Raw genomic sequence first — 23,906 nt, forward strand, 5'->3', positions numbered from 1 at the left:
ATAACGGTCGATCGCCGCCCTGCTCTGCGAGCTATCGGCATGAACGCGGGGTTAAATTCTTGTCACGTCACAACTTGGCGCAAACAATGGGGCGGCACGGCTCGTATGCCGCGCGCGTGCCCCAGGTGGGACTCGAACCCACAACACGCGGATTTTAAGTCCGCTGCCTCTGCCAATTGGGCTACTGGGGCGCCCGGATAATGGTAACCCAGCGCACTCCCCTGCTTCGTCCACTGGAGCCCTTCGAGCGGCGCGCCATGAACCGTCGCAGACGGGAGGCTGGAGTTAAACGCCGACGGCGGCCGCCCCCGCTCGGGAGGCAGCCGCCGTCGGCGGAACTGCTCGGTGTGTCGCTACTTGGCGTCAGCCGTGACGGGAGCCTTGGCTTCAGCGGCTGGCGCGGGCGCGGCGGCCGGCTTGGGAGCCGGGGTGGCTGCGGCCACGAAGGCTCCACGCGGGTTGTCGAGGTCCAGGAGCTGGGTGGTGTCGCGGCCCATGGTCATGCCCAGGATCCAGTTGAGGATCACGCGGACCTTGCGCTCACCGGTGGGGATGGCCAAGCCGTGGTAGCCGCGGTGGGCCAACCAAGCGAGTCCGCCCTTGAGGCCGATGCGGCCCAGGAGGTTGATATTGGCAACGCCCTTCCATTCGCCGAAGCCGGCAACCGCACCGAGGTTCTTGTGCTTGTAGTCGGCCATCGGCTTGTCCCAGCGGGAGGCCCACAGGTTCTTGGCGAGGCGCTTGGCCTGGCGCAGGGCGTGCTGGGCGTTCGGAACGCAGGTGCCGTCCGGCAGGCCGCTGCCCGTGAGGTCCGGAACAGCCGCGACATCGCCGGCAGCCCAGGCGTTGTCGATGATGCCTTCGTCGCCCGCAATGCGCAGGTCCGGAAGGACACGGACACGTCCGCGGGGCTCGAGCGGGAAGTCGGTGGAGCGGATCATCGGGTTGGCCTGCACGCCTGCAGTCCACACGAGGGTGTCGGCTTCGAACTCCTGGGCAGGGGTCTTGTCCGGCAGGTTGATGAGCTTGAGGCTACCCTCTGCGTTGTCGAGGGAGGTGTTGAGCAGGACCTCGATGCCGCGGCTGCGCAGGTGTCCGACAACCCACTCTGCCTGGGCTGCGGTGACCTCGGGCATGATGCGGCCCATCGCTTCGACAAGAACGAAGCGGACTTCTTCCTGGCGGATGCGCGGGTTGTTCTTCACGGCGGCGCGGGCGAGGTCTTCCATCTCGGTGATGCACTCGATACCGGCGAAACCGCCACCCACAACCACGAAGGTCAGGGCCTTGGCGCGCTCCGCGGCGTCCGTCATGGTGGAGGCGACCTCGATGCGCTCGAGGACCTTGTTTCGCAGGGCCACCGCTTCTTCGATGGTCTTCAGGCCAATGCCTTCGTCCGCGAGGCCCTTGATGGGGAAGGTGCGGGTAATGGCACCGGCGGCAACCACGACGTCAAAGTACGGGATCTCGAAAGGCTCCCCACCGTCGGCCGGAGCAACAACGGCGGTGCGGTTCTGGTGGTCGATGCTGGTGACGCGGCCCTGGATGAGTTCCGTCTGCTTGAGGTGCTGGCGGTGCGAGACGACGGCGTGGCGTGCCTCGATGTTGCCGCCGGCCACCTCCGGGAGGAAGGGCTGGTAGGTCATGTAGGGAAGCGGATCGACGACGGTGACGATTCCGCCGGCGTTCGCGATCTTCTTCTGCAGCTTGAGTGCTACGTACAGGCCGACGTATCCGCCGCCGACAACGAGAACACGGGGACGATCAATGAGCTCAGGGGTGGTTGCCATAAGAATAGGGTACAGCACCTTGTGAAAATCTTCACTAACTACTTTTCCGAAATTAAGGGCCACTCCCGGATGCTATTCGGGGTGGTTCGGATCCACGGCGTTCACCTCGCCGGTAGCGGGCTCGTCGGGAGGTTCCGGGGAGCCCCGGTAGGCGCGCCTCAATTGGACGGAGGCGCCCGCAACGATCGCCACGAAAAGCCCACCGAAGCCGATGACGACGGCGGCCGGAACCGCCGTGTCGGGCTGCGAAGGCGCCTTCGCCACAGGAACTGTGGGATCCGCCAAGGTAGGGGCGGGGGTGCTCGGTTTTGACGTCGGCTGCGGTGTTGGGTGGCTAAGGTCTCCGCGCCGATGCACCCGGATCCATTCGGCAATGGATCCGACCGGATTGCTCGTCACCTCGGGCACATCGGCTTTCAGGGCCGCCTCGGCGTTGAGGATGCCGTAGCCATAGATGGGGTCCTTGCCAGGAGCCCCTGCATCCTCGGCCGTGGACACAATCCGGTTAATGACCTGCGGGGCGCTCATATCCGGCCATTTCGAGCGGATCAGCGCCGCGACGCCCGAGACAATCGGCGCGGAGCCGGACGTGCCTGCCCAGTCTTGGTAGCTCCCCCCTGGCAGGCCACCCACCAGCCCTTCCGCGGGTGCCGAGACGCCGATGCTGATTCCCTGGGACGAAGCATCGACGCTGGCGGTGCGGTTCCGGTCGAGTCCTGCCACGGTCAACACACCTGGAATCGTGGCGGGCGCACCCACCTGGATATTTCCGCCGATCCGGTTGCCCGCCGCGGCCACGATCACCACGTCCTTTTGTTCGGCATAGAGGAACGCCGCGTCCCAGCTTTGGGGCCAATCAGGAGAGGTGCTGCCGAGTGAAATATTGATGACCTTGGCGCCGTTGTCCACTGCCCACCGGACCGCATCGGGAATTTGTTCCTGGTCCGTCTTGCCCGCGGGATTCGGCGAACCGAGCCAAGCGGAAGCGGACAGGATCTGGGCTTCGGGGGCAACGCCGACGATTCCGTCCGGGCCAACACTGGAATCGGGCGACGGAGGAGAAGGAACGGACGAAGGACTGGCCGAAGCATGTCCACGCCCTGCCAGGAGGGTCGCGACGAGGGTCCCGTGCTCTGGTTTGGCCCCGATGCTTTTCTGTCCGCCGGGATCGCCTGCACCGGAAACGTCGGTTCCACCCACCACCGCGCCCTTGAGATCGGGGTGTTGTCCGTCTACCCCGCTGTCGATGATGGCCACCTTCACCCCTGCGCCCTTGGATACCTGCCAGGCGGCGGTGATGCCGTACTCGTTGAGCCAGTATTCCTTGTCCCGCCAAGAGTCGGCGGATGCTGAGGGCGCAGTGAGCAGGGCCCCTGCAAGGCTTCCACAAGCCAGCATGGCGGCCAGCGCGGCCGATGCTGTGCGGCGGCGCCAACCGTGTGGCAACGTCATCAACGAATACCCATCCCTATCGAATACCCATCCCCTAGCGGATGCTCAGCGCAATGCCGTCGAGGATGTCGTGTTCGCTGGCAGTGGCAACGGTGATGGTGCCGTCTCCGAGCTCCGCCAGCCGCTGCAGGATACGGCGCCACACAAGCGCTCCGGCACCGATGACGTCCACCCGGCCCGGATGCATGTAGGGCAACCGTGCCCGCTCTTCGCGGGTCATTTGCAACAGGCTGGTCGCGGCATCGGTAATGGTCTCCACGTCCAGGGTTGCGCCGTGGATCAGTGCGGGATCGTACTCGTCAAGGCCCAAAGCATGCGCAGTGATGGTCGTGATGGTTCCCGCGACCCCAACGACGGCGGTGGCCCGGTCCAGGGGGACCGTGCGGGCTGCGAGGTCGACGGCCGCGTCGACGTCGGCTTCAGCGGCGGCGACCTCTTCCGGCGTCGGGGGGTCGCTGTGGAGGTGCCGCTCAGTGAGCCGGACGCAGCCGATGTCGACGGACTTGGCAGCGATGACGCCGTCGGAGTCGCCGAGGACAAACTCCGTGCTTCCGCCACCGAGGTCCACCACCAGCACCGGGTCCTTGCCTCGTGAAGGAAGCACGCTGCTTGCGCCGGCGAAGGACAGGGCGGCCTCTTCATCGCCGGAAATGACCTCGGGTTCGACGCCGAGCAAGTCGCGGATACCGTCAACGAAAACGTCCCGGTTGCGGGCGTCGCGGCTGGCGGAAGTCGCGACGAAACGAATGCGACCGGCACCGTGGTGCCGGATCAAATCCGCGTAGTCGCCGGTGGCGGCAAAGGTGCGTTCGAGTGCCTCGAGCGCGAGTTCGCCTGTCGCGTCTACACCCTGGCCGAGGCGGACCACCCGCATCTCGCGGACAACGTCACGCAACGGAGACGCCGTATCCGTCCCGTTGGCATCGGCGATCAGGAGTCGGATCGAGTTGGTGCCACAATCGATGGCGGCTACGCGGCTCATGCGCCGTGCTCCCCTGCGGCTGATTCCGCCGATGCTTCTGTCGCGTGGGAGGACTTGGACTTACGCACCGGGGCGGGACGGCCCACGATGTCCGGCAGGCCCTGCGGTCCGTGGCGGCTGAGGTCCCTGGACGGGGCTTCCCCCGCGCTGTCCCACGCGCCGTCGCAATAGCAGCGGTCCGCGGTCCACCATTCGCTGATCGCTTCGATGGCCTCGTCGCCGAGCGGATTGACGCCCGGTCCGGCCGCCAGGGAATGGCCGACCAACACGTGCAGGCACTTCACGCGGGTAGGCATGCCGCCGGCAGAGACGCCTGCGATCTCGGGGACGTCCCCGGTACCGGCACGACCGGCAATCTCGTCACGCGCTCGGAGATAGGCTTCGTGGGCGTTCCTGTAAGCCGCAGCCAAAGGCTCCTCCGCGGTGAGCCGTTCGTTCATCTCATTCATGAGGCCCCCGGCTTCCAACCGCGACACGGCAGCGGTGATGACGGGGTGCGTCAAGTAGAACGTCGTGGGAAAAGGCGTGCCGTTACTCAGGCGCGGGGCAGTCGCGGCGACCAGCGGGTTGCCGCATACGCAGCGCGCCGGGATTTCGACGACGTCGCGCACCGGCCGTCCAAGCTGGCGGCTGAGGATTTCAAGATCGTGTGCTGATGGCGTGCGGGACTCCTGCGATGCAGGTGCCGAGTTGTCTTCCACTGGCGCTGCCATCCTTCCTGCCCTGTTTGGCCGCGCCAATCAAGGCGCGACGGCGGCGGGCACCGCGTCTAGTCTGTTGCCGAGCGCCTGATGGATTCCCACAGGCCATCCACCCATGGCAGATTGGACGGGCTTCCGGAAGCTCCTGAACTGGTGCTCCCACCCGGCGTGCCGGCGGGAACATCTCCGCCAAACACCCAGTAGCCTGCTTCACCCGGCATAACCATGTTAATGCGGTCCCGGGCTTGTTGTTTCACGTAGTTGGGGTCCTGCCACCGCGTGATCTGTTTCTGGAGGCTCGCCTGCTCGGCCTGCTTGCTCGCGATATCGGCTTCCAGACCGGAGATTTCCGCCTTTTTCTCCAACCAGATCTTGACCGTGGGTGCGAGCATGATGGTGATCGCGATCATCACCACGGCGAGGGCAAGCATGCGCCCGGAGAACGCCTTCGCCGGCACGGGGCGCGCGCCGTGATCCTTGTCCACGTGGGTGGAGCCTGCGCCGGACGTTTTGTTGGATGCCTTGCCGATGACCGGGGCGTTGCCTGGTCCGCCCGGAAGCGAACGTCCCGGTTTCGCGGCGGAACCAGCCTTTGGACCGGGCTGACCCTGGTTTTGGGTACTGCCTGCGGCCCTGGCATCGGACGACGTCCTGGACCCGGCGTGAACCGGGGACTCTTGCTGGGCAGCGGTTGCCTTGCGGGACTCGCCGAAGTCGGCGCGAATAACGTGGCCGCCGTCGGGGTTCTTTTGGGGCGACCGGCCCAGGGCATCTGCCCGGGGGACCTTGGGGCGGCGGGTTGCCATGACACTCCTGTAATGCCTGGTGCTTGCCTGGCGGGTTGCTGCGCGTTATGTGCCTCACGGAGCATGCGGTTGCCGAAGTGCTCGCACATTTCGTTAAACAGAACCGGTGGCTATGGTCTTTCCACCATAGCCACCGGTCAGCTGTTTCAGCGGGTACTAGCCCTTGAAACGCGGGAAAGCGCTGCGGCCGGCGTAGCGTGCGGCGTCGTCGAGTTCCTCTTCGATGCGCAGCAGCTGGTTGTACTTGGCGACGCGCTCGGAGCGGGCCGGGGCACCTGTCTTGATCTGGCCCGCGTTGGTGGCAACGGAGATGTCAGCAATGGTGGTGTCCTCGGTTTCGCCGGAGCGGTGCGAGGTGATGGTGGTGTAGCCGGAACGCTGGGCCAGCGAGACGGCGTCCAGGGTTTCGGTCAGCGAACCGATCTGGTTGACCTTGACCAGCAGGGAGTTGGCCGTGGCGGCGTCGATGCCCTGCTGCAGGCGCTCGGGGTTGGTCACGAAGAGGTCGTCACCAACAAGCTGGACCTTGTCGCCGATCGTGTCGGTGAGGGTCTTCCAACCTTCCCAGTCGTTCTCGTCCAACGGGTCTTCGATGGAGACCAGCGGGTAGTCGGCAACGAGTTCGGCGTAGTAGGCGCTCATCTCGCTCGCGGAGAGTGCCTTGCCCTCGAACTGGTAGGCGCCGTCCTTGTAGAACTCGGATGAAGCGACATCCAGCGCGAGGGCGATGTCCTTGCCCGGGGTGTAGCCGGCGTTCTTGATGGCTTCCTGGATCAGGTCCAGTGCGGCGCGGTTGGACGGCAGGTTCGGCGCGAAGCCGCCTTCGTCGCCGAGGCCGGTGGAGAGGCCCTTGGCGTGCAGGACCGACTTGAGGTTGTGGTAGACCTCAACGCCCCAGCGCAGGCCTTCGGAGAAGGTCTCGGCGCCGATCGGGGCGATCATGAATTCCTGGATGTCGACGTCGGAGTCCGCGTGCGAGCCACCGTTGAGGATGTTCATCAGCGGGACGGGCAGGACGTGGGCGTTCGGGCCGCCGAGGTACTTGTACAGGGGCAGGTCCGCGGAAGCGGCTGCAGCGTTGGCCACGGCGAGGGAAACGCCGAGGATGGCGTTAGCGCCGAGCTTGCCCTTGTTCGCGGTGCCGTCGAGGTCGATCATGGCCTGGTCGATGCTGCGCTGGTCCGTTGCGTCGAAGCCGATCAGGGCCGGGGCGATTTCGTCGATGACCGCGTCAACGGCCTTCTGGACGCCCTTGCCGAGGTAGCGGCCCTTGTCGCCGTCGCGCAGTTCAACTGCTTCGTGCTCGCCGGTGGAAGCACCGGAGGGAACTGCCGCGCGGCCGATCTGGCCATCGGAAAGCAGGACTTCAACTTCTACTGTCGGGTTTCCACGGGAATCAAGGATCTCGCGGGCGTGGATGGCATCGATAAGCGCCATGGACTGCTCCTTATGGTGAAGCGATTTACTGGGAATCTTGAGGGAAATTCTCGACGTCCTCGTCGGCACTAGCCTAGTCGAGACCGGCCAACGTTACGGAACGGCGTCGGAGCCATCACTTTTTGTTCCTTCGTCGCCGCGGCCCTGGTAGCGGCGGACCGCGCCGCGCAAGGCCCTTTCGGCGTCGAAGCCTTTCTCCCGCGAGCCCGCGACGACGGCAAGCAGCAAGTCTCCAAGCGCAGTTTCGGAGTCGGGAACCGCCACAGCGGCAACAGGCGGGCCGCTGCGTTCCGGGGCGCCCGAGCGTTTCGCGCGCTCGGCACGGTCAAGCGACTTTTGCGCCAAGGCGAGGGCAGGAAGGTGGGGTGGTATTCCTTCGAAGGGATCGGTGCGTTCTGGCTTTTCCGCCTTCTTCACGGCATCCCATTTTTCGACGATCTCCTCCACGGTGGCCGGGAAGGAAGCCTGCAAGGATCCGTCCGGCCTGAAGACATGGGGGTTGCGCCGCACCATTTTCTCCGTGATGGTGCGGGCGACGTCGTCGAAAGTGAACTGTCCACGTTCCTCGGCGAGCCGGGCGTGCAGCACCACTTGCAGCAGCACGTCGCCCAGCTCGCCGCGGAGTTCGTCGGCAGTATCGGTACCGGACGCGCCGGCTTCGATCGAGTCGACCACTTCGTAGGCTTCCTCGATCAGGTACTCGACGAGGGATTCGTGCGTCAGAGCCCCCATCCACGGACAGTGCTCGCGCAGGGAGGCGATTGTTTGCAGCAGCTCCCCCACTTGGCAAGCCCGGGCCGGGACCCTCTCAGGAGTTTGCTCAGGCAAGGTTGGCGTAGGCGTCGTTGATGTACTCCACCAGCGCTTCTTTTTCGTCCAGCGGCAAGAACGACGACTCGGCGGCGTTGAGGGTGAGTTCAAGGAGATCGTCGAGATCGTAGTCGAAGGTCTCCACGAGGAGCTCGAACTCGTCGGTGAGCGTCACGCCGCTCATGAGCCGGTTGTCCGTGTTGATGGTGACGTTGAAGCCCAACTGGTAGAGCATGTCCAGCGGGTGGTTCTCGATGCCTTCGCCGAAGTTCGCGATGGCACCGGTCTGCAGGTTGGACGACGGGCAGATTTCCAGCGCGATTCCGCGATCACGGACCCAGCCTGCCACCTCACCCAACGTGACCATGCCAATGGTGTCCTCGGCGGCGTCGTCCGCTTCTTCGCCCTCGGCATCTTCGAACTCAACGGTGATGTCTTCCGCGATACGGACGCCGTGGCCCAAGCGTAGGGCGCGGCCGTCCACAAGGGCGGACTGGATGCTTTCGAGGCCTGCCGCTTCGCCGGCGTGCACGGTAGCCGGGAAATTGTGCTCCGCCAGGTAGGTGAAGGCGTCCTTGAAACGGGAAGGCAGGAAGCCGTCCTCGGCTCCGGCGATGTCGAAGCCGACAGCTCCGTTGTAGCGGTGGCGCACTGCGAGCTCGGCGATTTCCTGGCCGCGGTCCGCATGGCGCATTGCCGTGATGAGCTGGCCCACCTGGATCTGGCGTCCGGACTCCTCAACGGCGTCGACGCCGGCGTCGAGCCCTTCCTGGACCGCGTCCACGACCTCGTCGAGGGTCAGGCCGTTCCGCAGGTGCTGCTCGGGTGCCCAACGGATCTCGCCGTACACGACGCCGTCCTCAGCCAGGTCCTCAACGAACTCCTTGGCGACCCGCGCCAGGCCTTCCTTGGTTTGCATGACAGCAATCGTGTGGTCAAAGGTTTCGAGGTATCGGACCAAAGAGCCGGAGTCTGCGGACTCACGGAACCACTGGCCGAGCGCTACGGGATCCGTGGAAGGCAAGGCGTGGCCGACGGCCTCCGCCAGCTCGATGATCGTGGCCGGGCGCAGTCCCCCGTCCAGATGGTCGTGAAGGGAAACCTTCGGCAGGCTCTTCAGGTCGAAGTCAAGGGCAGGGGCGGCATCAACAATGGGGTCAGTCACGTCTCAACTCTAGGGGGACGGAAGAAGCTTAGCCAGCAGGGTTTGTGCGGTCGACGCCGGCCGTTGCGTTAACTGCGGTGCCCGCGTCTGCTGCGGCTGCTTCGGTGGAAGCTGCGTGCTTCTTTTCTGCGTCCTTCTTTTCAAGGTGTTTGTGCCACCAACGCAGGGAGTGGTCCACAATGACGCCGAGTACCACGGCGAACGCCACGGCAATCCCCACGCCAAGGAGCGGGTTGTTATGGACCCAGTGGCCGGCCAGCGATCCGACGCCGATGGAATAGCCCACCCAGGTGAAGCAGGCGAAGGCATCCAGGAAGAAGAAGGTCCTGTGGCGGAAGCCAGTCTGTCCGGCGACGTAGTTCACCGCCACGCGGCCCCAAGGGATATACCGTGCGGTGAAGATCAGCACCGCGCCGCGCCTGTCCAGCTCGTAGTGGGCCCAGGCGAACATTTTCTGGACTTTCGGCTTCCGCATCCACTTCCAGCGATCCAAGCCGATCTTGCGGCCCAGCATGTAGGCCATGTTGTCGCCGGCCATGGCCCCGACCAGCGCAGTAACGCCGAGGAGCCACAAGTTGGGCTCGCCCCGGTGCATCGCCAGGGCCGAGAGACCTACGATTGCGGTCTCACTGGGAAGGATCGTGGCAAAGCCATCGATGAAAAAGAAAACCAGGAGCACCGGGTAGATCCACGGCTGCCCGGCAGCATGCTCGAGCATGTGGTTCATGAATTCCACGCAGGCATTGCTCCTCAAGGAAAGTCACGCGGTTGCGTGACACAGATCGCTAACCAGTGTCCCACGGCCGGGGCATCGTCCGCTACGCCCGGCTACGGGATGTACATAAGTTAAGGCTAACCCGCAAGTCACACCCGGGGCGTCTTCCCGTGGGGGGATCTTCCGGATCCGATCGGGTCATTCCGAGGGAGGAAGGCAGCGCCACCCTGCTACAGGACGGCTTCCTCTTCAGGCTCCCCGGATTCCTCCTCCTCTTGGATGGCAGCGGTGGCGGGTGTGGTCCCGCGGACCTTACTGATGATCCGGTCCACGATGATTCCCAGGATGACGGCCGCGACGATAGCGATGATCGCTCCCAGCAGGTGGTTGTGCTCGAACCATTGGCCGAAGAACAATCCGATGGCCACCGAGTAACCGGCCCACAGAATGGCAGACATGGCGGTCAGCGCCACAAACACACCCTGCGGGAAACGGGTCGCACCCGCCGTGAGGTTGACCGCCACGCGGCCTATCGGGATGAACCGGGCCACCATGATCAACGACGCTGCCCGCCGTCGTAGTTCCCGCCCGGCCCAAGCGAAGGCAGCCTGCATCCGGTGCGAACGCATCCACCGCCAGCGGCGAACACCTATCCTGCGGCCGATCATGTAGGCGATGTTGTCGCCCGTGAAGGCTCCGAGCGCGCCCACCAGGAACAGGAGCCACGCGTGAGGAGTCCCCGCGGTCGCTGAGATGGCCGCGAGTCCTACCACCACCGATTCGCTGGGAATCGGCGGGAAGAAACCATCAATCACGCAGCAGGCAAACACCAGAAGCAAGACCCAAGGCTGCCCGGCTGCGGCGAGGATGAATTCGTTGACGGCCTGCACGGTCTTCCTAACGAATGGCCGGTGGGATTCTCTCCCGGGCACCCCCGTGCCCGGGAGAACGGCAAGCTAGGAGATCCGGTCGATGATGAGTTGTTGAGCCGGCCGTGAGCCTTCCGGCGCGATGAGCACGGCCCCTTCCAAGGCTTCCTTTGCCCTTTCGAACTTCTCGGGGGTGTCGCTCAGAAGGGTCATGAGTGGCTCCCCCGCCCGGACCAGGGCACCCGGCTTGGCATGCATCCGTACTCCTGCTCCGGCCTGCACGGCGTCTTCCTTCCGTGCCCGTCCGGCGCCGAGGCGCCAGGCAGCCACGCCCACGGAAAAAGCGTCGAGCTCCATCAGGACGCCGTCGGCCGGAGCCGGGATCACCTCGGATTCCTTGGCCACGGGAAGGGCGGCGCGCGGGTCGCCGCCCTGTGCTTCGATCATGCGGTTCCAGACGTCCATTGCGCGGCCGTCCTTGAGTGCGGCGGCGGGGTCGGCGTCGTGCACTCCTGCGCAAGCGAGCATTTCCTCGGCGAGCCTGACGGTCAACTCGACGACGTCTTCCGGACCGCCGCCCGCCAGCACCTCCACCGATTCCTCCACCTCGATGGCGTTTCCCGCGGTCAGGCCCAAGGGCGTGCTCATGTTGGTCAGGAGAGCCACCGTATTGACGCCCGCATCCTTGCCCAGGGCCACCATGGTTTCGGCCAGTTCACGGGCACGGGCTTCGTCCTTCATGAACGCCCCGGAGCCCACCTTCACGTCAAGCACCAGCGAGCCCGTGCCTTCGGCGATCTTTTTGCTCATGATGGACGAGGCGATCAGGGGAATCGCTTCGACCGTGCCCGTCACGTCGCGCAGGGCATAGAGCTTCTTGTCCGCCGGAGCCAAACCCGCGCCGGCGGCGCAGATGACAGCACCCACGTCTTGGAGCTGGGCAAGGATTTCCTCATTGCTCAAGTTCGCCCGCCACCCGGGAATTGCCTCGAGCTTGTCGAGAGTACCGCCCGTGTGCCCCAGTCCCCTGCCGGAAAGCTGGGGAACCGCCACTCCGAAGACCGCCACCAGCGGCGCCAGCGGAAGGGTAATTTTATCGCCTACGCCCCCGGTGGAATGTTTGTCGGTGGTGGCTTTCACGCCGCCGTCGGGACGCCGGAGGCTGGAGAAGTCCATCCGCTCGCCCGAGGCGATCATCGCCTCGGTCCAGTGCGAGATCTCGGCTCGGTCCATCCCGTTGAGCAAGATGGCCATGTTCAGTGCCGCCATCTGCTCATCGGCAATGACGCCGCGGGTGTAGGCATCGATCGTCCACGCAATCTGTTCCGGGCTCAAGGTGCCCTTGTCCCGCTTGATGCTGATGATCTGGACGGCGTCGTACGCTTCAGTCTGTGTCACCGGTTCTCCTCCAGGTTGTCGGGACCGAAGGCGTCTGGGAGCACTTGGTCCATGGTCTTGATGCCTTGCGTTGTCATGAGTTGCATGCCGGGTGCCCGGAATTCATAAAGCAATTGCCTGCAACGGCCACACGGCATGAGGACATTGCCCTTAGCGTCGACGCAATAGAACGCCCGCAATCTGCCGCCGCCACCCATATGGAGCTCTCCTACGAGGGCGCACTCGGCGCACAACGTGAGTCCATAGCTCGCGTTCTCGACATTGCAGCCGCTGACGATCCGCCCGTCCTCGGTGAGGGCAGCGGCCCCCACCGGGAACTTCGAATACGGAGCGTAGGCCTTCGCCATCGCGGCGATCGCGGCGGCCTCCAGGGCCGCCCAGTCCACTTCGGTATCCGTGACCCCCACGGTCAACCCTTGACGTAAGGTATGCCGCTTGCCGCCGGCGGCCGGGACCTACCCACCAATCCGGCGACGGCGAAGACCGTCAGGGCGTAAGGCAGCATGGCCATGAACTGGCTCGGCACCGGCGACCCGATGATGGTGATGACGCTCTGGAGGTTGTCCGCGAAGCCGAACAGCAAGGCGGCCAGGAAGGCGCCGATCGGATTCCAGCGCCCGAAGATCAACGCCGCCAAGGCGATATACCCGCGGCCTCCGGACATGTCCTTGCTGAACGCATCCACGGATACCAGCGTGAAGAACGATCCGCCGATCCCCGCGATCGCACCGCCCATGAGCACGTTCCAGAAACGGGTCCGGTTGACGTTGATGCCCACGGTGTCAGCCGCCTGCGGGTGCTCGCCGACGGCCCTCACGCGCAGTCCCCACTTCGTGTGGAACAGGCCGAGGTAAACCACGATCACGGCGATGTACATCAGATAGCCCACGAGGGACTGGTGGAACAGGATGGGGCCGATGATGGGGATATCCGACAGGAAGGGAATGTCCACCGGGGGCAGGCGCCCCGGCTTGTTGAGCCCATCCGGGTCGGCCGTCAGCAACGTGGAAAAGAGGAAGCTCGTCAGTCCACTGATGAGGACGTTGAGCACGACGCCGACGATGATCTGGTTGACGAGGTACTTGATGCTGACCACGGCCAGGACCAAGGAGACCAGGGCTCCGGCGACGGCCGCAGCGACCAGGCCGGCGTAGACATTGTGCGTCACCGTGGCAACCACGGCCGCGGAAAACGCTCCCAGCAGGAGCTGACCTTCGATGGCGATGTTGACCACGCCGACGCGTTCGCACAGGACGCCGGAAAGGGATCCGAAGACCAGCGGCACGGCCAAAGTTACGGATCCTGCGATGAGTCCGGCGAGCGAGATTGACGGCTCATCCCCATTTCCGCCCGCCACGATCCAGACCATGAACCCGATAAGGAACACAGCGGCAAAGGTGCCGCCTACCCAGCGGGGTGTGGTCTTCTTCGCCTGCGTGCGGTACACCGTGTAGCCGGCCAGGCCCAGGAGGATCACCGAAGCGATCCAGCCGACGGCCGCGGAAGGAAGCGTGATCTTGGAAACCTTCGCCACTCCCAGCGCGGCAAGGCCGAGGACCACCACGGCGGCGACGGTGGATGCGGGCAACCACCCTGGCACTGTGCCTGAACCCGATGCGAGGCCGGAACGACGGCGGGTGAACCACAGGTAGACAAACCACACGGAAAGCAGCAGGGCCAGGACGAACGTGACCAAAGCAGCAACACTGGAAGCGGCTTCATTGGCTGCTTCGGCGATGCCGAAACCCGCCGACTTCGAGTTGGACATGAATCCGAACAGCACAGTTCCCAGGATTGCGAGCAAGGACAGCCCTATTCCCGCTTTCCAGCTCACCAGCTCTGTGGCACCCGTTTTCCCGGGGCGTGAAGGGGCGTTGCCGGCGGGTGTGCCACTGCCGGACTGAGTTGTTGTGGTGCTCATGCTGTTGCAGCTCCGCTCTCGATTTTTCCGGAGGGCATGGTTCCGGAGCCGGGGCCGCCAGTGGCCTTCGTCTTTTTCCGCGGGTTCAGTCCGAAGATCGCGCGGACCAGTGGCGGTGCCGCAATGAACAGGACGATCAAGGACTGAATGACCAAAACGATGTCGATGGGGGTCTGGGTTTGAGCCTGCATCGCAACGCCTCCCGCACGGAACGCGCCGAACAGAAGCCCGGCGAAGAAGGTTCCCCACGGCGTGGAGCGGCCGAGCAATGCGACCGTGATGGCGTCGAATCCGATGGAGGCCGCGACGCCTCCGGAGAGGTATTTCTCCGTTCCGGATACTTGTGCGATGCCGGCCAGGCCTGCAAGCGCGCCCGCAATCGCCATCACCAGGATCACGGCCCGGGGCACATTGATTCCAGCGGTGCGTGCCGCGCTCTGGTTCGCGCCCACGGCACGGAATTCAAAGCCGAGCGTGGAGCGTTTCAGGAGCCACCAGACGAGGACGGTCGCCAGGACGGCCAGGAGGAACCCCGCGTGGAGCCTGAACTGGGGACCGAGCAACTCCGGGAACAGTGCCGACTGGTCCAGGAAGGGTGAGATCGGGTTGGTCGAACCCTTGCGTTGGAAAGCCGGAGTTGTCAGGAGGAACAGAAGGAGGAAGTTGGCAATGTAGTTCAGCATGATGGTCACGATGACCTCATGCGCACCTGTCCGGGCCTTGAGGAGGCCTACGACGCCGCCCCACACCGCGCCGCCGACCAATCCGGCGATCACGACAACCAGCAGGTGCACCAGGAATGGCAAGTGCCAGGTGAATCCCACATAGGCGCCGAACAAAGCGCCAAAGATGATTTGGCCCTGCGCACCGATGTTGAACAGTCCCGCACGGAAGGCCAGGGCTACGCCGAGTCCTGCCAGGATCAGGGGCGTTGACACGGTGAGGGTTTCAGTGATCGGGTACAGCTGGCCCGCGGTGTCGGCTGCCGCCCAGTTGAATATCGATCCCTGGACGAGTGCCACGTAGGGCCTGAAGACCTCGGTGAGCATGTCCCCCGGCTGTGCGAAGAAATAGCCCGCCGTTTCTGCCACTTTGGGGTTGGTCACGGCCATCAGGATTCCACCGAGAACAATCGCGAGGAGCACGGACAACACCGAGACCATGGCGTTTCCGGTCACGATCTGCCGGAAAACCGAACCACTGGCCGCGTGGGGAATTTGTCCGCCTTGGCTCGTAGCCGGAATGACTGACGGAGCCATTGCACCGTCTGCCGTGTCCAGTGCGACATCCAGGACGACCTCGTCGTCCAATGTCTCCGGGCGCTCGGATTCGACCTCGTTTGCTTGCCGAGGGGTGTTGGACTCAGACATGGGTTCCTCCCTCGAGGGTCTTGTGCGCAGTCAGTTCTGCCTCATGTTCCGGAACGCCTGCCATCATCAAGCCCAATACGTCGCGGGAGGTACCGGCGGGAACAATTCCCACCAGCTTTCCCCGGTAGAGAACGGCGATCCTGTCAGCGAGCTCGAGCACCTCATCGAGCTCCGTGGACACAATCATCACGGGAGTTCCGTTGTCCCGTTCGGCAATGACTCTTTTGTGCACGAATTCGATGGAACCTACGTCGAGGCCCCGGGTGGGCTGGGAGGCGATGAAGAGCCTCAATGGCCTGGACAGCTCCCTGGCCAGGACCACCTTTTGCTGGTTTCCTCCGGAGAGCGTACCGACGGCGACGTCGATCGACGGCGTCCGCACATCGAACTCTTCGACCTTCTTCTCCGCGTGGGAAGCGATCAAGGCCGGCTTCATGCCGATGCCTTTGGCAAACGGCTCCTTGTCGTATAGGTCCAGGATCATGTTCTCGGAAATGGAGAACGTACCTACCAGACCGTCGATCTTGCGGTCCTCAGGGACGAACCCGACGCCGGCGGAAAGTACCTGCTTGACGCTCTTGCCGAGCAGTTCGACGTCGTCGAGGACGATGGATCCGGTGACGTGGGGCTGGACGCCGAGGATGGCTTCCGTGAGCTCGGTCTGGCCGTTGCCCTGGACACCGGCGATGGCAAGCACTTCACCCTTGGCGATGTCGAAACTCAGGCCGTCCACGACGTGCTGGCCATTGTGGTCGACAACGGTCAGGTCCCGGACCTTGAAGGTGGCGTCACCCGGTTGGGCGGGCTTCTTTTCCAGGGTCAGGCTGACCGCCCGGCCCACCATCGCCGACGCGAGTTCCGTCGGGGAAGCCGAAGGATCAGCGGAGCCGACCACTTTCCCCCGCCGGATCACGGTGATGATGTCCGAAATTTCCTTGACCTCGCGCAGCTTGTGCGAGATGAAGACGATTGATTTACCGGCGGCCTTGAGCTGGCGGATGATGTCCAGGAGCTCATCCGTTTCCTGCGGAGTGAGAACGGCAGTCGGTTCATCGAGGATCAGGACTTCGGCGTCGCGCACCAGGGCCTTGATGATCTCGACGCGTTGCTGCACGCCCACGGGCAGGTCTTCCACGAGCGCGTCGGGGTCGACATGGAATCCGTACTGCTCGGAAATCTCGGAAATCCTGCGGCGGGTTTCATCCAGGTTCAGGAAGCCCGCCGCCTTGGTGGATTCGTTTCCCAGGGCGACATTTTCGGCCACGGTGAATACCGGAATCAGCATGAAGTGCTGGTGGACCATTCCGATTCCTGCCGCCATGGCATCGCCGGGACCCTTGAAAACGACGGGCTTGCCGTCGACCAGGATTTCGCCGTCGCTGGGGTCATAGAGCCCATAAAGGACATTCATCAGGGTGGATTTGCCGGCGCCGTTTTCGCCCAAGAGGCAGTGGACTTGGCCGGGTTCAACCACGAGATCGATGTGGTCATTGGCTACGAGGGATCCGAAGCGCTTCGTGATCCCTTTCAGTTCGAGTTTCAAAACTCCAACCCATCTATAAAGGATGGCTCCTCGTCATCACCGTGCTCCCAGCATAGTGCTCGGCCAAAGAGTGTCGAAGAGCAAATTGAAGGCAACGCAGAACGCGCTGCCCTTCTGCCAAAACTCGGCTGAAGGGCAGCGCGATGCGGTTTTGCCCGGAATTTCTACTTGGGGCTGGACTTCGATTCGACCTTGACTGCGCCGGAGATGATGTCCTTCTTCAGCTGGTCAAGATCGCTCTTCATGTCAGCGGGAACAGCGGAGTCAAGATCGTGGAACGGGGCGAGTGCAACGCCGCCGTTGTCCAGCGTGCCAACGTAGGGGCTGGGGTCGAACTTGCCGTCCTTGTCAGACTTGATGACGGTTTCGACGGCCGTTGCCATGGTCTTCTGGACCGAGGTCAGGATGACCGACTTGTAGGCGGGTGCGGTCAAGTAGCCGTCCGAGTCGACCCAGATCAACTTTGCGTCCGTGCCCTTCGCCTTGGCGTCAAGGATGGCACTTCCGGCACCCGCTCCCACCGGACCAGCGACCGGCAGGATGACGTCCGCCCCTTGGTCCAGGAACCCCTGGGTGAGGACCTTGCCCTTGTCGACCTGCTTGAAGTCACCGACGAAGGTTCCGTCCTGCTTGTCCTTGTCCCAGCCGAGCAGCTGGACGGACTTGCCCTTCTTCTGGTTGTAGTACTTCACGCCGTCGGCGAATCCATCCATGAAGATGCTCACCGTGGGGATGTTGAGGCCACCGAAGGTGGCAACCTTGCCCGTCTTGGACGTGCCGGCTGCGAGGTACCCGGCCAGGAAGGATGCCTGGGCCGTGTCATAGACAATCGGCTTGACGTTCTTCGGGAAGGTGGGGTCCGAGTAGTCGATGATGGCGAAGTGGCTGTTCGGGTTCGCCGTTGCGATGTTCTTCGTGGCGTCGCCCAGGAGGAAGCCGACCGTAACCGTCAGCTTGCAGCCTTGCTGGACCATGGAACGAAGGTTGGGGTCGTAGTCCGTGTCAGCCTTGGACTGGACGTGCTTCTCCTGGATGTTCAGGTCCTTGGCTGCCGCCTGGAGGCCTTCGTAACCTGACTGGTTGAACGACTTGTCATCGAAGCCGCCCGAGTCGGACACCATGCATGCGGTGTAGTCGGACTTGGTGGCGCTGCCCGAGCTTGACGCAGACGGTGCGCTACCGCAGCCTGCCAGCAAAAGTGCAGCGGCGCCCGCAGTTGCGACGCCTGCAAATGAACCGCGCTTTAGGGTGGCACGCAGTGATTGCTTCAATTTTCCTCCAGGAAGAAAGTTATTGATGCTACGACAGTCGGTCAATGAGTGTCCGTTTCGAAAACTCGAGTTTGAAATTCTGTTTTCACTGATGCTTCGCAGCACTGCGCCTGGGGCGCACTGACGGCTCAACTTTAGTGGGATGGAACACACCCGAGTAACACAAAAGCCCAACAACCCGAGGATTGTTGAGCTTTTGTTACCAAGCGGTAGCCGGATTTCCCAGCCAACCGTCCTAGTATGCCTGCCGTTGCAGCCAGTACTCAGTGCAGCAGCTACTTAGCGCAGCCGGACCAGCATCTTGCCGGTGTTGGCTCCGTCCAGCAGGTCGATAAAGGCCTGCGGCGCGTTTTCGAGCCCCTCAACGATCGTCTCGTCATAGCGGACTGTTCCGTCCGCCAGCCATCCGGCCATCCTCTCGGCGAACTCGGCGGCGTGCTGGCGCTGGCCGCCTACGAGGAAACCGCGGATGGTCAGTTGCTTCCCGATGGCCACAGCCAGATTGCGGGGTGCCGGCGTGGGCTCGGTGGAGTTGTACTGCGAAATGGCACCGCACATTGCCACGCGGCCACCCACCGTGAGGGCCGCGAGGGCAGCTTCGAGGTGTTCGCCGCCCACGTTGTCAAAGTAGACATCGATGCCACGCTCCCCCGCAGCTTCGCGAAGTTGCTTCGCCACCGGACCGTCGTGGTAGTCAAAGGCCGCGTCGAAGCCGAGTTCCAGCAAGCGGGCCACCTTCTCCGGGGAACCGGCACTGCCGATTACCTTGGAGGCGCCCATGGCCTTGGCGACCTGGCCGACAATCGAACCTACCGCGCCTGCGGCACCGGAAACGAAGACGACGTCGCCCGCTTTGAACTCGGCCACCTTGAGCAGCCCGGCATACGCCGTCAGGCCCGTCATGCCAAGGGCTCCGAGGAATGCCGACGTCGGCGCCAGGCCGCCCGGAACCGGCGTCGCGCTTGCCGCGTCCACCACGGAATATTCGCGCCAGCCGAGCTGGTGCACGACGACGTCACCCACCTTGAGCGACTCGGCACGGGACGCGATAACCTCACCTACCGCGCCGCCGTCGAGCGCTGCGTCGAGGCGGAAGGGCGCCGAATAGGACTTCACGTCATTCATGCGGCCGCGCATGTAGGGATCGACCGACATGAACTCGTTGCGGACGAGGACCTGGCCGTCCTGAAGTTCCGGCAGATCGCTCTCGGCCAGCCGGAAGTTCTCCTGGACAGGGCGCCCCTGCGGGCGGGATGCCAGCTGGATTTCCCGGGTGCTGCTGGGAAGTGCGGCGCTCATGCGGCCACCTCCACAAGCTTGATGTCGACGGCGATGTTCCCGCGGGTCGCGTTGGAGTAGGGGCAGATCTGGTGGGCCTTGGCCACGAGCTGCTCGGCGGTTTCCCGGTCGAGGGCAGGCAAGGCGATCTCGAGTTCGGCGGCGAGTCCATATCCCTCGCTGCCTTCCAAGGCACCGAAGTGGATCTTGGCGGCGACCGCGGAATCAGTGACATCCACCCGGGCCTTGCGTCCCACCAGCCTGAGCGCGGAGTGGAAGCATGCCGCGTATCCGGCGGCGAAAAGCTGCTCGGGGTTGGTGCCCTGGCCGTTACCGCCCAGCTCCACCGGGCTGGCGAGTGCCACGTCCAGCTTGCCGTCATTGGTACGCGCGTTGCCTTCGCGCCCTTCACCGGAGGCAAGCGCCTCGGCTGTGTACAAAGTCTTCACTGTGGTTCCTTTTCCTTCGATGGGATGGACGATCAGATGGCTGAATGGAGGGCGGCGGTAAGCCGGCCCAGAGTGTCGTGAAGCTGCGCGAGCTCGGTTGCGCTCAAGCCCGCGGCGTCGGCGAGGCGCTGCGGCACGGCCCCGGCCCGTGCACTCAGGACCCGCCCGGCATCGCTCAGGTGGACCTCGACCCGACGCTCGTCCTCGGCCGAACGCCGGCGCTCCACGAGGCCCATGGCTTCAAGCCTCTTGAGGAGCGGTGAGAGCGTGCCCGAGTCAAGACCCAGCTCCGCGCCCAGTTCGCGGACGCTTCGAGGCTCGTTTTCCCAAAGAACCAGCATCACGAGGTACTGCGGATACGTCAGCCCAAGCTCTTCCAGCACGGGCCTGTAGACCGCCGTGGCAGCCTTCGAGGCGGAGTAGAGGGCGAAACAGACCTGGCGGTCAAGGCGGGGAGCTTCATTCACGTTGATAACGATAGCTCACAATTAGATTGTGCACAACTCAAATAAGCCCGCAACGCTCGCTCACAAACAAGCCCACCGGAGGCAACGCTCGGTCACATCCCACCGGCCCAACCCGAACGCCCACTCACATCCCACCGGCCCAACCCGAACGCCCACTCACAAACAACCCCAATCAAGGGGATCCCCCTGCAGATGATGTGACCGGGCGTCCGCGATTCAACCCCCGGAAGTGAGCGAGCGTCCGCCAAGCAACCCACAGACGTGACCGGGCGTCCGCGATTCAACCCCCGGAAGTGAGCGAGCGTCCGCCAAGCGACCCACATATGTGACCGGGCGTCCGCGATTCAACCCCCGGAAGTGACCGGGCGTCCGCCAAGCGACCCGCATATGTGACCGGGCGTCCGCGATTCAACCCCCGGAAGTGACCGGGCGTCCGCGAAGCGACGGGGGCTTAGAGATCCCGGATGGTTCGCAACGCGGCAGCGGCCAGGACCTGGATCGCGAAGCCGAGGGCACGCTCGTCCACCACGAAGTCACCCCGGTGGAGATCGTATTCCTCGCCCCCGGGCGTGTGGGTTCCGAGCCGCATCATGGCACCCGGCAAGTCGGCCAGGAACCAGGCAAAGTCCTCGCCGCCCATGGACTGGGGCGTCAGGACGACGGCGTGCTCGCCAAGTTCCGCACGGGCCGCGGCCTCGATGAGGGCGGTCTCGTGTTCCGAGTTGACGACGGGAGGGACGCCGCGGGTGTGCTCGAGGTGTACGTCCACCCCGTACGGCGCGGCAACCTGCTGCACGACGTCGTCGAGCAACTCCCCTGCGCTGTGCCAGGCGTCACGGTCCAGGCAACGCATGGTGCCGGCCATGTAACCACTGGCGGGGATCGCGTTGGGGGCGGAACCTGCCGAGATCTGGCCCCACACCACCGACACACCGCTGCGCACGTCCACGCGGCGGGACAGGACGGCCGGGACGTTGACCGCGATTTGGGCCAGTGCGAAGACCAGGTCTTCGGTCAGATGCGGGCGTGAAGTATGCCCGCCCCGTCCGGTCAATTCGATTTTGATGGTGTCCGAGGCCGAGGTGATGGGGCCGATGCGCGTGCCGATCTTGCCCACATTGATGCGCGGATCACAGTGCAGCGCCAGAATCCGCGGGACACCTTGGAGAACGCCCTGCTCGATGCAGGACAGCGCACCGCCGGGCATCGTTTCCTCTGCCGGCTGGAAGATGATGCGGACCGTGCCGCCCAAGGGGGATTCCTGGTGCATGGCATGCAGCACCAAGGCGATGCCGAGCATGCTGGTGGTGTGGACGTCATGCCCGCACGCGTGGGTCACCCCGTGGTTCTTCGACGCAAACGGAAGCCCGGTCTCCTCGATGATGGGAAGGGCGTCGATGTCTCCGCGCAGGGCGGTGGCGATGGGCCCTTCACCGACGTCTACCGTCAGCCCCGAGCCCTCCAGCCGGCGCGGTTCCAGTCCCGCCGCCTCGAGCCGTTCCGCCAACTTGTCCGTGGTGCGGAATTCCTTGAAGGAAAGTTCGGGGTGCGCGTGCAGGTCCCTCCGGAATTCGATGAGCTCCGGCAAGAGATCGTCAAGCCACGGCTTCACCACGGGGGTCGGCTCGGTTTCGGTAGTGAAATTGCGCACCTCACAACTCTAGCCATCTGCGCCCTCCGAATAGCGAAAGCGGTCTCTTGGTTACGGACTGCTCCGCAGGGCGGCCTAAAGAACGTCGGTGTCCCCGCTGGCCTTGAGCGCGTCCACCGCACCCTTGACCCGCTGGGCGTGTTCCTTTGTGGTGACCAACAGCGCGTCCGGCGTGTCAACGATCACAACGTCCTTGATACCGATAAGGGCGATGACCCGCTTGGTATCGGAGACAACCACCCCGCTCGCGTTCTCAGTGAAGACGCGGGCGCCTTCACCCAGGACCGTCACCTCGTCGACGTCGCCGGCGTTGTTGAGGCGACCGATCGCGGCAAAGTCTCCGACGTCGTCCCAGCGGAAAGTACCGGGCACGACGGCGACATCCCCGGCTGCCGCCGCGGGTTCCGCCACGGCATAGTCGATGGCGATCTTCGGCAGGGTGGGCCAAACCTTCGCAGTTACTTCATCGCGATCCGGGGTGTCCCAGGCATCGGCAATTTCCTGCAGTCCGGCGAAGAGGACCGGCTGGTTTGCCTCCAGGTGCTTGAGCATGAGTGCCACCGGGGCGACGAACATGCCGGCGTTCCAGACGTAGTCGCCGGTCTCAAGGTACTTCTTGGCGATGTCTTCGCTCGGCTTCTCGACGAATTCCACCACCGCGTGTGCGTTCGGCGCATCGTCGATATGGAGCAGGTCGCCGGTCCGGATATAACCGAATCCGGTTGATGGGTGCGTGGGCTTGATGCCTATGGTGACAATTTTTCCGGTGGCAGCAGTGTGGATGGCCTCCCGGACCGTGTCCCGGAAGAGGTCGTCCGGGCTGATGACATGGTCGGCCGCAAAGGAGCCCATGATCGTGTCCGGGTCGCGACGGTGCAGGATCGCGGCAGCGAGGCCGATCGCCGCTCCCGAGTCCTTCGGTTCGCTTTCGAGGACCAGCTCGTCGTCGCCCACTTCGGGAAGCTGGTGGCACACGGCAATCCGGTGCGCGACGCCGGTAACCACCAGCACGCGGTTTCCGGCCAGCGGTTCAAGTCGGTCGTACGTAGCCCGCAGCAGGGTGCTTCCCGAGCCCGTGAGGTCGTGCAGGAACTTGGGCGCCGCAGCACGCGAAAGCGGCCACAGCCGCGTACCCACTCCACCGGCCGGGATAACCGCATGGAAGTGGCGCAATGGCGATTCGGGGCTTGCTGCGTTTTCTATACTCACCGCAACACCTTATCCGACACCCGGGCTAGTCCCGCTTTGTGGTCTTCGTCTCACCATCGTGGCGAAAAGGCCGGAATTCAGGCGAACACCCGCACTTTCGTTACAAGAAGGGGCCCCTGAATTGAATAAGCTGTGAGCGAAGCCTAGATTTAGGCTGAGCTACGAGTGCTCTCGCGGCTGGCGTTCCCCCCGCATGGATCCCGTGCAAGCGCCGCTGTGTTGCAGGAAGGTTTATTCAGTGCCGACAAAACCAGCTGGCACCTTGTACCGCGGCCGTGAAGGCATGTGGTCCTGGGTTGGACACCGCATTACCGGTGTAGTGATCTTTTTCTTCTTGTTGGTCCATGTGCTGGACACCTCATTGGTGCGCGTGTCCCCGGAGGCATACACGGCCGTTATCGGCGCCTACAAGAACCCCCTCATGGCCCTGGGCGAAACGGGCCTCGTCGCGGCGATCGTATTCCACGCCTTCAACGGCCTGCGCGTCATCGCCATTGATTTCTGGAAGAAGGGCGCAAAGTACCAGCGCCAGATGCTGTGGACTGTCCTGGTGTTGTGGCTGGTTGTTTTCGGTGCCTTCGCCATCCGCCACCTGTCCCTCGCACTGGGAGGCCACTAAGCC

22 protein-coding genes and 1 tRNA gene are annotated in these 23,906 nt (G+C 64.0%); 1 reads left to right on the forward strand and 22 read right to left on the reverse strand.

The genetic code is table 11. The features are described 5' to 3' along the window. Positions 1 to 117: 117 nt before the first annotated feature. The 22 genes from J2S96_RS09300 to J2S96_RS09405 form a co-directional block, all read right to left on the reverse strand. Positions 118 to 191, reverse strand: a tRNA-Leu gene (locus J2S96_RS09300). A 162-nt stretch (positions 192 to 353) separates the two neighbouring features. Continuing rightward, positions 354 to 1,790, reverse strand: coding sequence for an NAD(P)/FAD-dependent oxidoreductase (locus J2S96_RS09305; RefSeq protein ID WP_306862154.1), 1,437 nt, complete (start codon positions 1,788 to 1,790; stop codon positions 354 to 356). A 72-nt stretch (positions 1,791 to 1,862) separates the two neighbouring features. Beyond that, positions 1,863 to 3,242: a S8 family serine peptidase gene (locus J2S96_RS09310; RefSeq protein ID WP_306862157.1), complete on the reverse strand. Its 1,380-nt coding sequence runs from the start codon at positions 3,240 to 3,242 to the stop codon at positions 1,863 to 1,865. A gap of 34 nt (positions 3,243 to 3,276) precedes the next feature. After that, on the reverse strand, positions 3,277 to 4,224 hold the full coding sequence (locus J2S96_RS09315) for a Ppx/GppA phosphatase family protein (RefSeq protein ID WP_306862160.1): 948 nt from the start codon (positions 4,222 to 4,224) through the stop codon (positions 3,277 to 3,279). Beyond that, positions 4,221 to 4,937: a DUF501 domain-containing protein gene (locus J2S96_RS09320; protein WP_306862163.1), complete on the reverse strand. Its 717-nt coding sequence runs from the start codon at positions 4,935 to 4,937 to the stop codon at positions 4,221 to 4,223. Before J2S96_RS09320 ends, J2S96_RS09315 begins: the two co-directional genes overlap by 4 nt. A 56-nt stretch (positions 4,938 to 4,993) precedes the next feature. Beyond that, complete coding sequence (locus tag J2S96_RS09325; RefSeq protein ID WP_306862166.1) at positions 4,994 to 5,731, reverse strand: FtsB family cell division protein; 738 nt, start codon at positions 5,729 to 5,731, stop codon at positions 4,994 to 4,996. 156 nt (positions 5,732 to 5,887) lie between these two features. Beyond that, positions 5,888 to 7,168 (reverse strand): phosphopyruvate hydratase, encoded by a 1,281-nt coding sequence (gene eno, locus J2S96_RS09330; RefSeq protein WP_306862169.1) that lies wholly within the window; start codon positions 7,166 to 7,168, stop codon positions 5,888 to 5,890. Positions 7,169 to 7,261: 93 nt separating this feature from the next. Continuing rightward, positions 7,262 to 7,900: a MazG nucleotide pyrophosphohydrolase domain-containing protein gene (locus J2S96_RS09335; protein ID WP_306862172.1), complete on the reverse strand. Its 639-nt coding sequence runs from the start codon at positions 7,898 to 7,900 to the stop codon at positions 7,262 to 7,264. An 88-nt stretch (positions 7,901 to 7,988) separates the two neighbouring features. Beyond that, the gene (locus J2S96_RS09340; RefSeq protein ID WP_306862175.1) at positions 7,989 to 9,143 is read right to left on the reverse strand and encodes an adenosine deaminase; all 1,155 of its coding nucleotides are present in this window, start codon (positions 9,141 to 9,143) and stop codon (positions 7,989 to 7,991) included. A gap of 28 nt (positions 9,144 to 9,171) precedes the next feature. Further along, positions 9,172 to 9,861, reverse strand: coding sequence for a DedA family protein (locus tag J2S96_RS09345; protein ID WP_306862302.1), 690 nt, complete (start codon positions 9,859 to 9,861; stop codon positions 9,172 to 9,174). Positions 9,862 to 10,088: 227 nt separating this feature from the next. Beyond that, on the reverse strand, positions 10,089 to 10,748 hold the full coding sequence (locus J2S96_RS09350) for a DedA family protein (protein ID WP_306862178.1): 660 nt from the start codon (positions 10,746 to 10,748) through the stop codon (positions 10,089 to 10,091). 66 nt (positions 10,749 to 10,814) lie between these two features. Beyond that, entirely contained in the window at positions 10,815 to 12,125 is a 1,311-nt protein-coding gene (locus tag J2S96_RS09355; RefSeq protein WP_306862180.1) for a thymidine phosphorylase, read from the reverse strand. Continuing rightward, positions 12,122 to 12,532 carry a cytidine deaminase gene (locus tag J2S96_RS09360; RefSeq protein WP_306862183.1) on the reverse strand — a complete coding sequence of 137 codons (411 nt, stop codon included), beginning with the start codon at positions 12,530 to 12,532 and terminating at the stop codon, positions 12,122 to 12,124. Before J2S96_RS09360 ends, J2S96_RS09355 begins: the two co-directional genes overlap by 4 nt. Before the next feature lie 2 nt (positions 12,533 to 12,534). Next, positions 12,535 to 14,046, reverse strand: a complete 1,512-nt coding sequence (locus J2S96_RS09365) for an ABC transporter permease (protein WP_306862185.1) — start codon at positions 14,044 to 14,046, stop codon at positions 12,535 to 12,537. Further along, entirely contained in the window at positions 14,043 to 15,416 is a 1,374-nt protein-coding gene (locus tag J2S96_RS09370) for an ABC transporter permease (protein ID WP_370873060.1), read from the reverse strand. Before J2S96_RS09370 ends, J2S96_RS09365 begins: the two co-directional genes overlap by 4 nt. Next, positions 15,409 to 16,959 (reverse strand): ABC transporter ATP-binding protein, encoded by a 1,551-nt coding sequence (locus J2S96_RS09375; protein WP_306862187.1) that lies wholly within the window; start codon positions 16,957 to 16,959, stop codon positions 15,409 to 15,411. Before J2S96_RS09375 ends, J2S96_RS09370 begins: the two co-directional genes overlap by 8 nt. Positions 16,960 to 17,123: 164 nt before the next feature. After that, positions 17,124 to 18,230 (reverse strand): BMP family lipoprotein, encoded by a 1,107-nt coding sequence (locus J2S96_RS09380; protein ID WP_306862190.1) that lies wholly within the window; start codon positions 18,228 to 18,230, stop codon positions 17,124 to 17,126. A 279-nt stretch (positions 18,231 to 18,509) separates the two neighbouring features. Then, complete coding sequence (locus tag J2S96_RS09385; RefSeq protein WP_306862192.1) at positions 18,510 to 19,529, reverse strand: NADP-dependent oxidoreductase; 1,020 nt, start codon at positions 19,527 to 19,529, stop codon at positions 18,510 to 18,512. Continuing rightward, positions 19,526 to 19,957: an organic hydroperoxide resistance protein gene (locus J2S96_RS09390; protein WP_306862193.1), complete on the reverse strand. Its 432-nt coding sequence runs from the start codon at positions 19,955 to 19,957 to the stop codon at positions 19,526 to 19,528. Before J2S96_RS09390 ends, J2S96_RS09385 begins: the two co-directional genes overlap by 4 nt. A gap of 32 nt (positions 19,958 to 19,989) precedes the next feature. After that, entirely contained in the window at positions 19,990 to 20,424 is a 435-nt protein-coding gene (locus J2S96_RS09395; RefSeq protein WP_306862194.1) for a MarR family winged helix-turn-helix transcriptional regulator, read from the reverse strand. 451 nt (positions 20,425 to 20,875) lie between these two features. After that, on the reverse strand, positions 20,876 to 22,075 hold the full coding sequence (locus tag J2S96_RS09400) for an amidohydrolase (protein ID WP_306862196.1): 1,200 nt from the start codon (positions 22,073 to 22,075) through the stop codon (positions 20,876 to 20,878). A gap of 75 nt (positions 22,076 to 22,150) precedes the next feature. Next, the gene (locus J2S96_RS09405) at positions 22,151 to 23,284 is read right to left on the reverse strand and encodes a mannose-1-phosphate guanylyltransferase (protein ID WP_306862198.1); all 1,134 of its coding nucleotides are present in this window, start codon (positions 23,282 to 23,284) and stop codon (positions 22,151 to 22,153) included. 238 nt (positions 23,285 to 23,522) lie between these two features. Here J2S96_RS09405 and sdhC point away from each other — a divergent pair, with 238 nt between their 5' ends. After that, the gene (sdhC, locus tag J2S96_RS09410; protein WP_078105987.1) at positions 23,523 to 23,903 is read left to right on the forward strand and encodes a succinate dehydrogenase, cytochrome b556 subunit; all 381 of its coding nucleotides are present in this window, start codon (positions 23,523 to 23,525) and stop codon (positions 23,901 to 23,903) included. The last annotated feature ends 3 nt before the right edge of the window (positions 23,904 to 23,906 follow it).

The organism is Arthrobacter bambusae, from assembly GCF_030812595.1.
Classification (GTDB): Bacteria; Actinomycetota; Actinomycetes; order Actinomycetales; family Micrococcaceae; genus Arthrobacter; species Arthrobacter bambusae_B.

Coding starts and splice junctions, on each gene's coding strand:
- J2S96_RS09305 (WP_306862154.1), bottom strand. CDS start 1,790: ATGGCAACCACCCCTGAGCTCATTGATCGTCCCCGTGTTCTCGTTGTC.
- J2S96_RS09310 (WP_306862157.1), bottom strand. CDS start 3,242: ATGACGTTGCCACACGGTTGGCGCCGCCGCACAGCATCGGCCGCGCTG.
- J2S96_RS09315 (WP_306862160.1), bottom strand. CDS start 4,224: ATGAGCCGCGTAGCCGCCATCGATTGTGGCACCAACTCGATCCGACTC.
- J2S96_RS09320 (WP_306862163.1), bottom strand. CDS start 4,937: ATGGCAGCGCCAGTGGAAGACAACTCGGCACCTGCATCGCAGGAGTCC.
- J2S96_RS09325 (WP_306862166.1), bottom strand. CDS start 5,731: ATGGCAACCCGCCGCCCCAAGGTCCCCCGGGCAGATGCCCTGGGCCGG.
- eno (WP_306862169.1), bottom strand. CDS start 7,168: ATGGCGCTTATCGATGCCATCCACGCCCGCGAGATCCTTGATTCCCGT.
- J2S96_RS09335 (WP_306862172.1), bottom strand. CDS start 7,900: ATGGGGGCTCTGACGCACGAATCCCTCGTCGAGTACCTGATCGAGGAA.
- J2S96_RS09345 (WP_306862302.1), bottom strand. CDS start 9,861: ATGCTCGAGCATGCTGCCGGGCAGCCGTGGATCTACCCGGTGCTCCTG.
- J2S96_RS09365 (WP_306862185.1), bottom strand. CDS start 14,046: ATGAGCACCACAACAACTCAGTCCGGCAGTGGCACACCCGCCGGCAAC.
- J2S96_RS09370 (WP_370873060.1), bottom strand. CDS start 15,416: ATGTCTGAGTCCAACACCCCTCGGCAAGCAAACGAGGTCGAATCCGAG.
- J2S96_RS09385 (WP_306862192.1), bottom strand. CDS start 19,529: ATGAGCGCCGCACTTCCCAGCAGCACCCGGGAAATCCAGCTGGCATCC.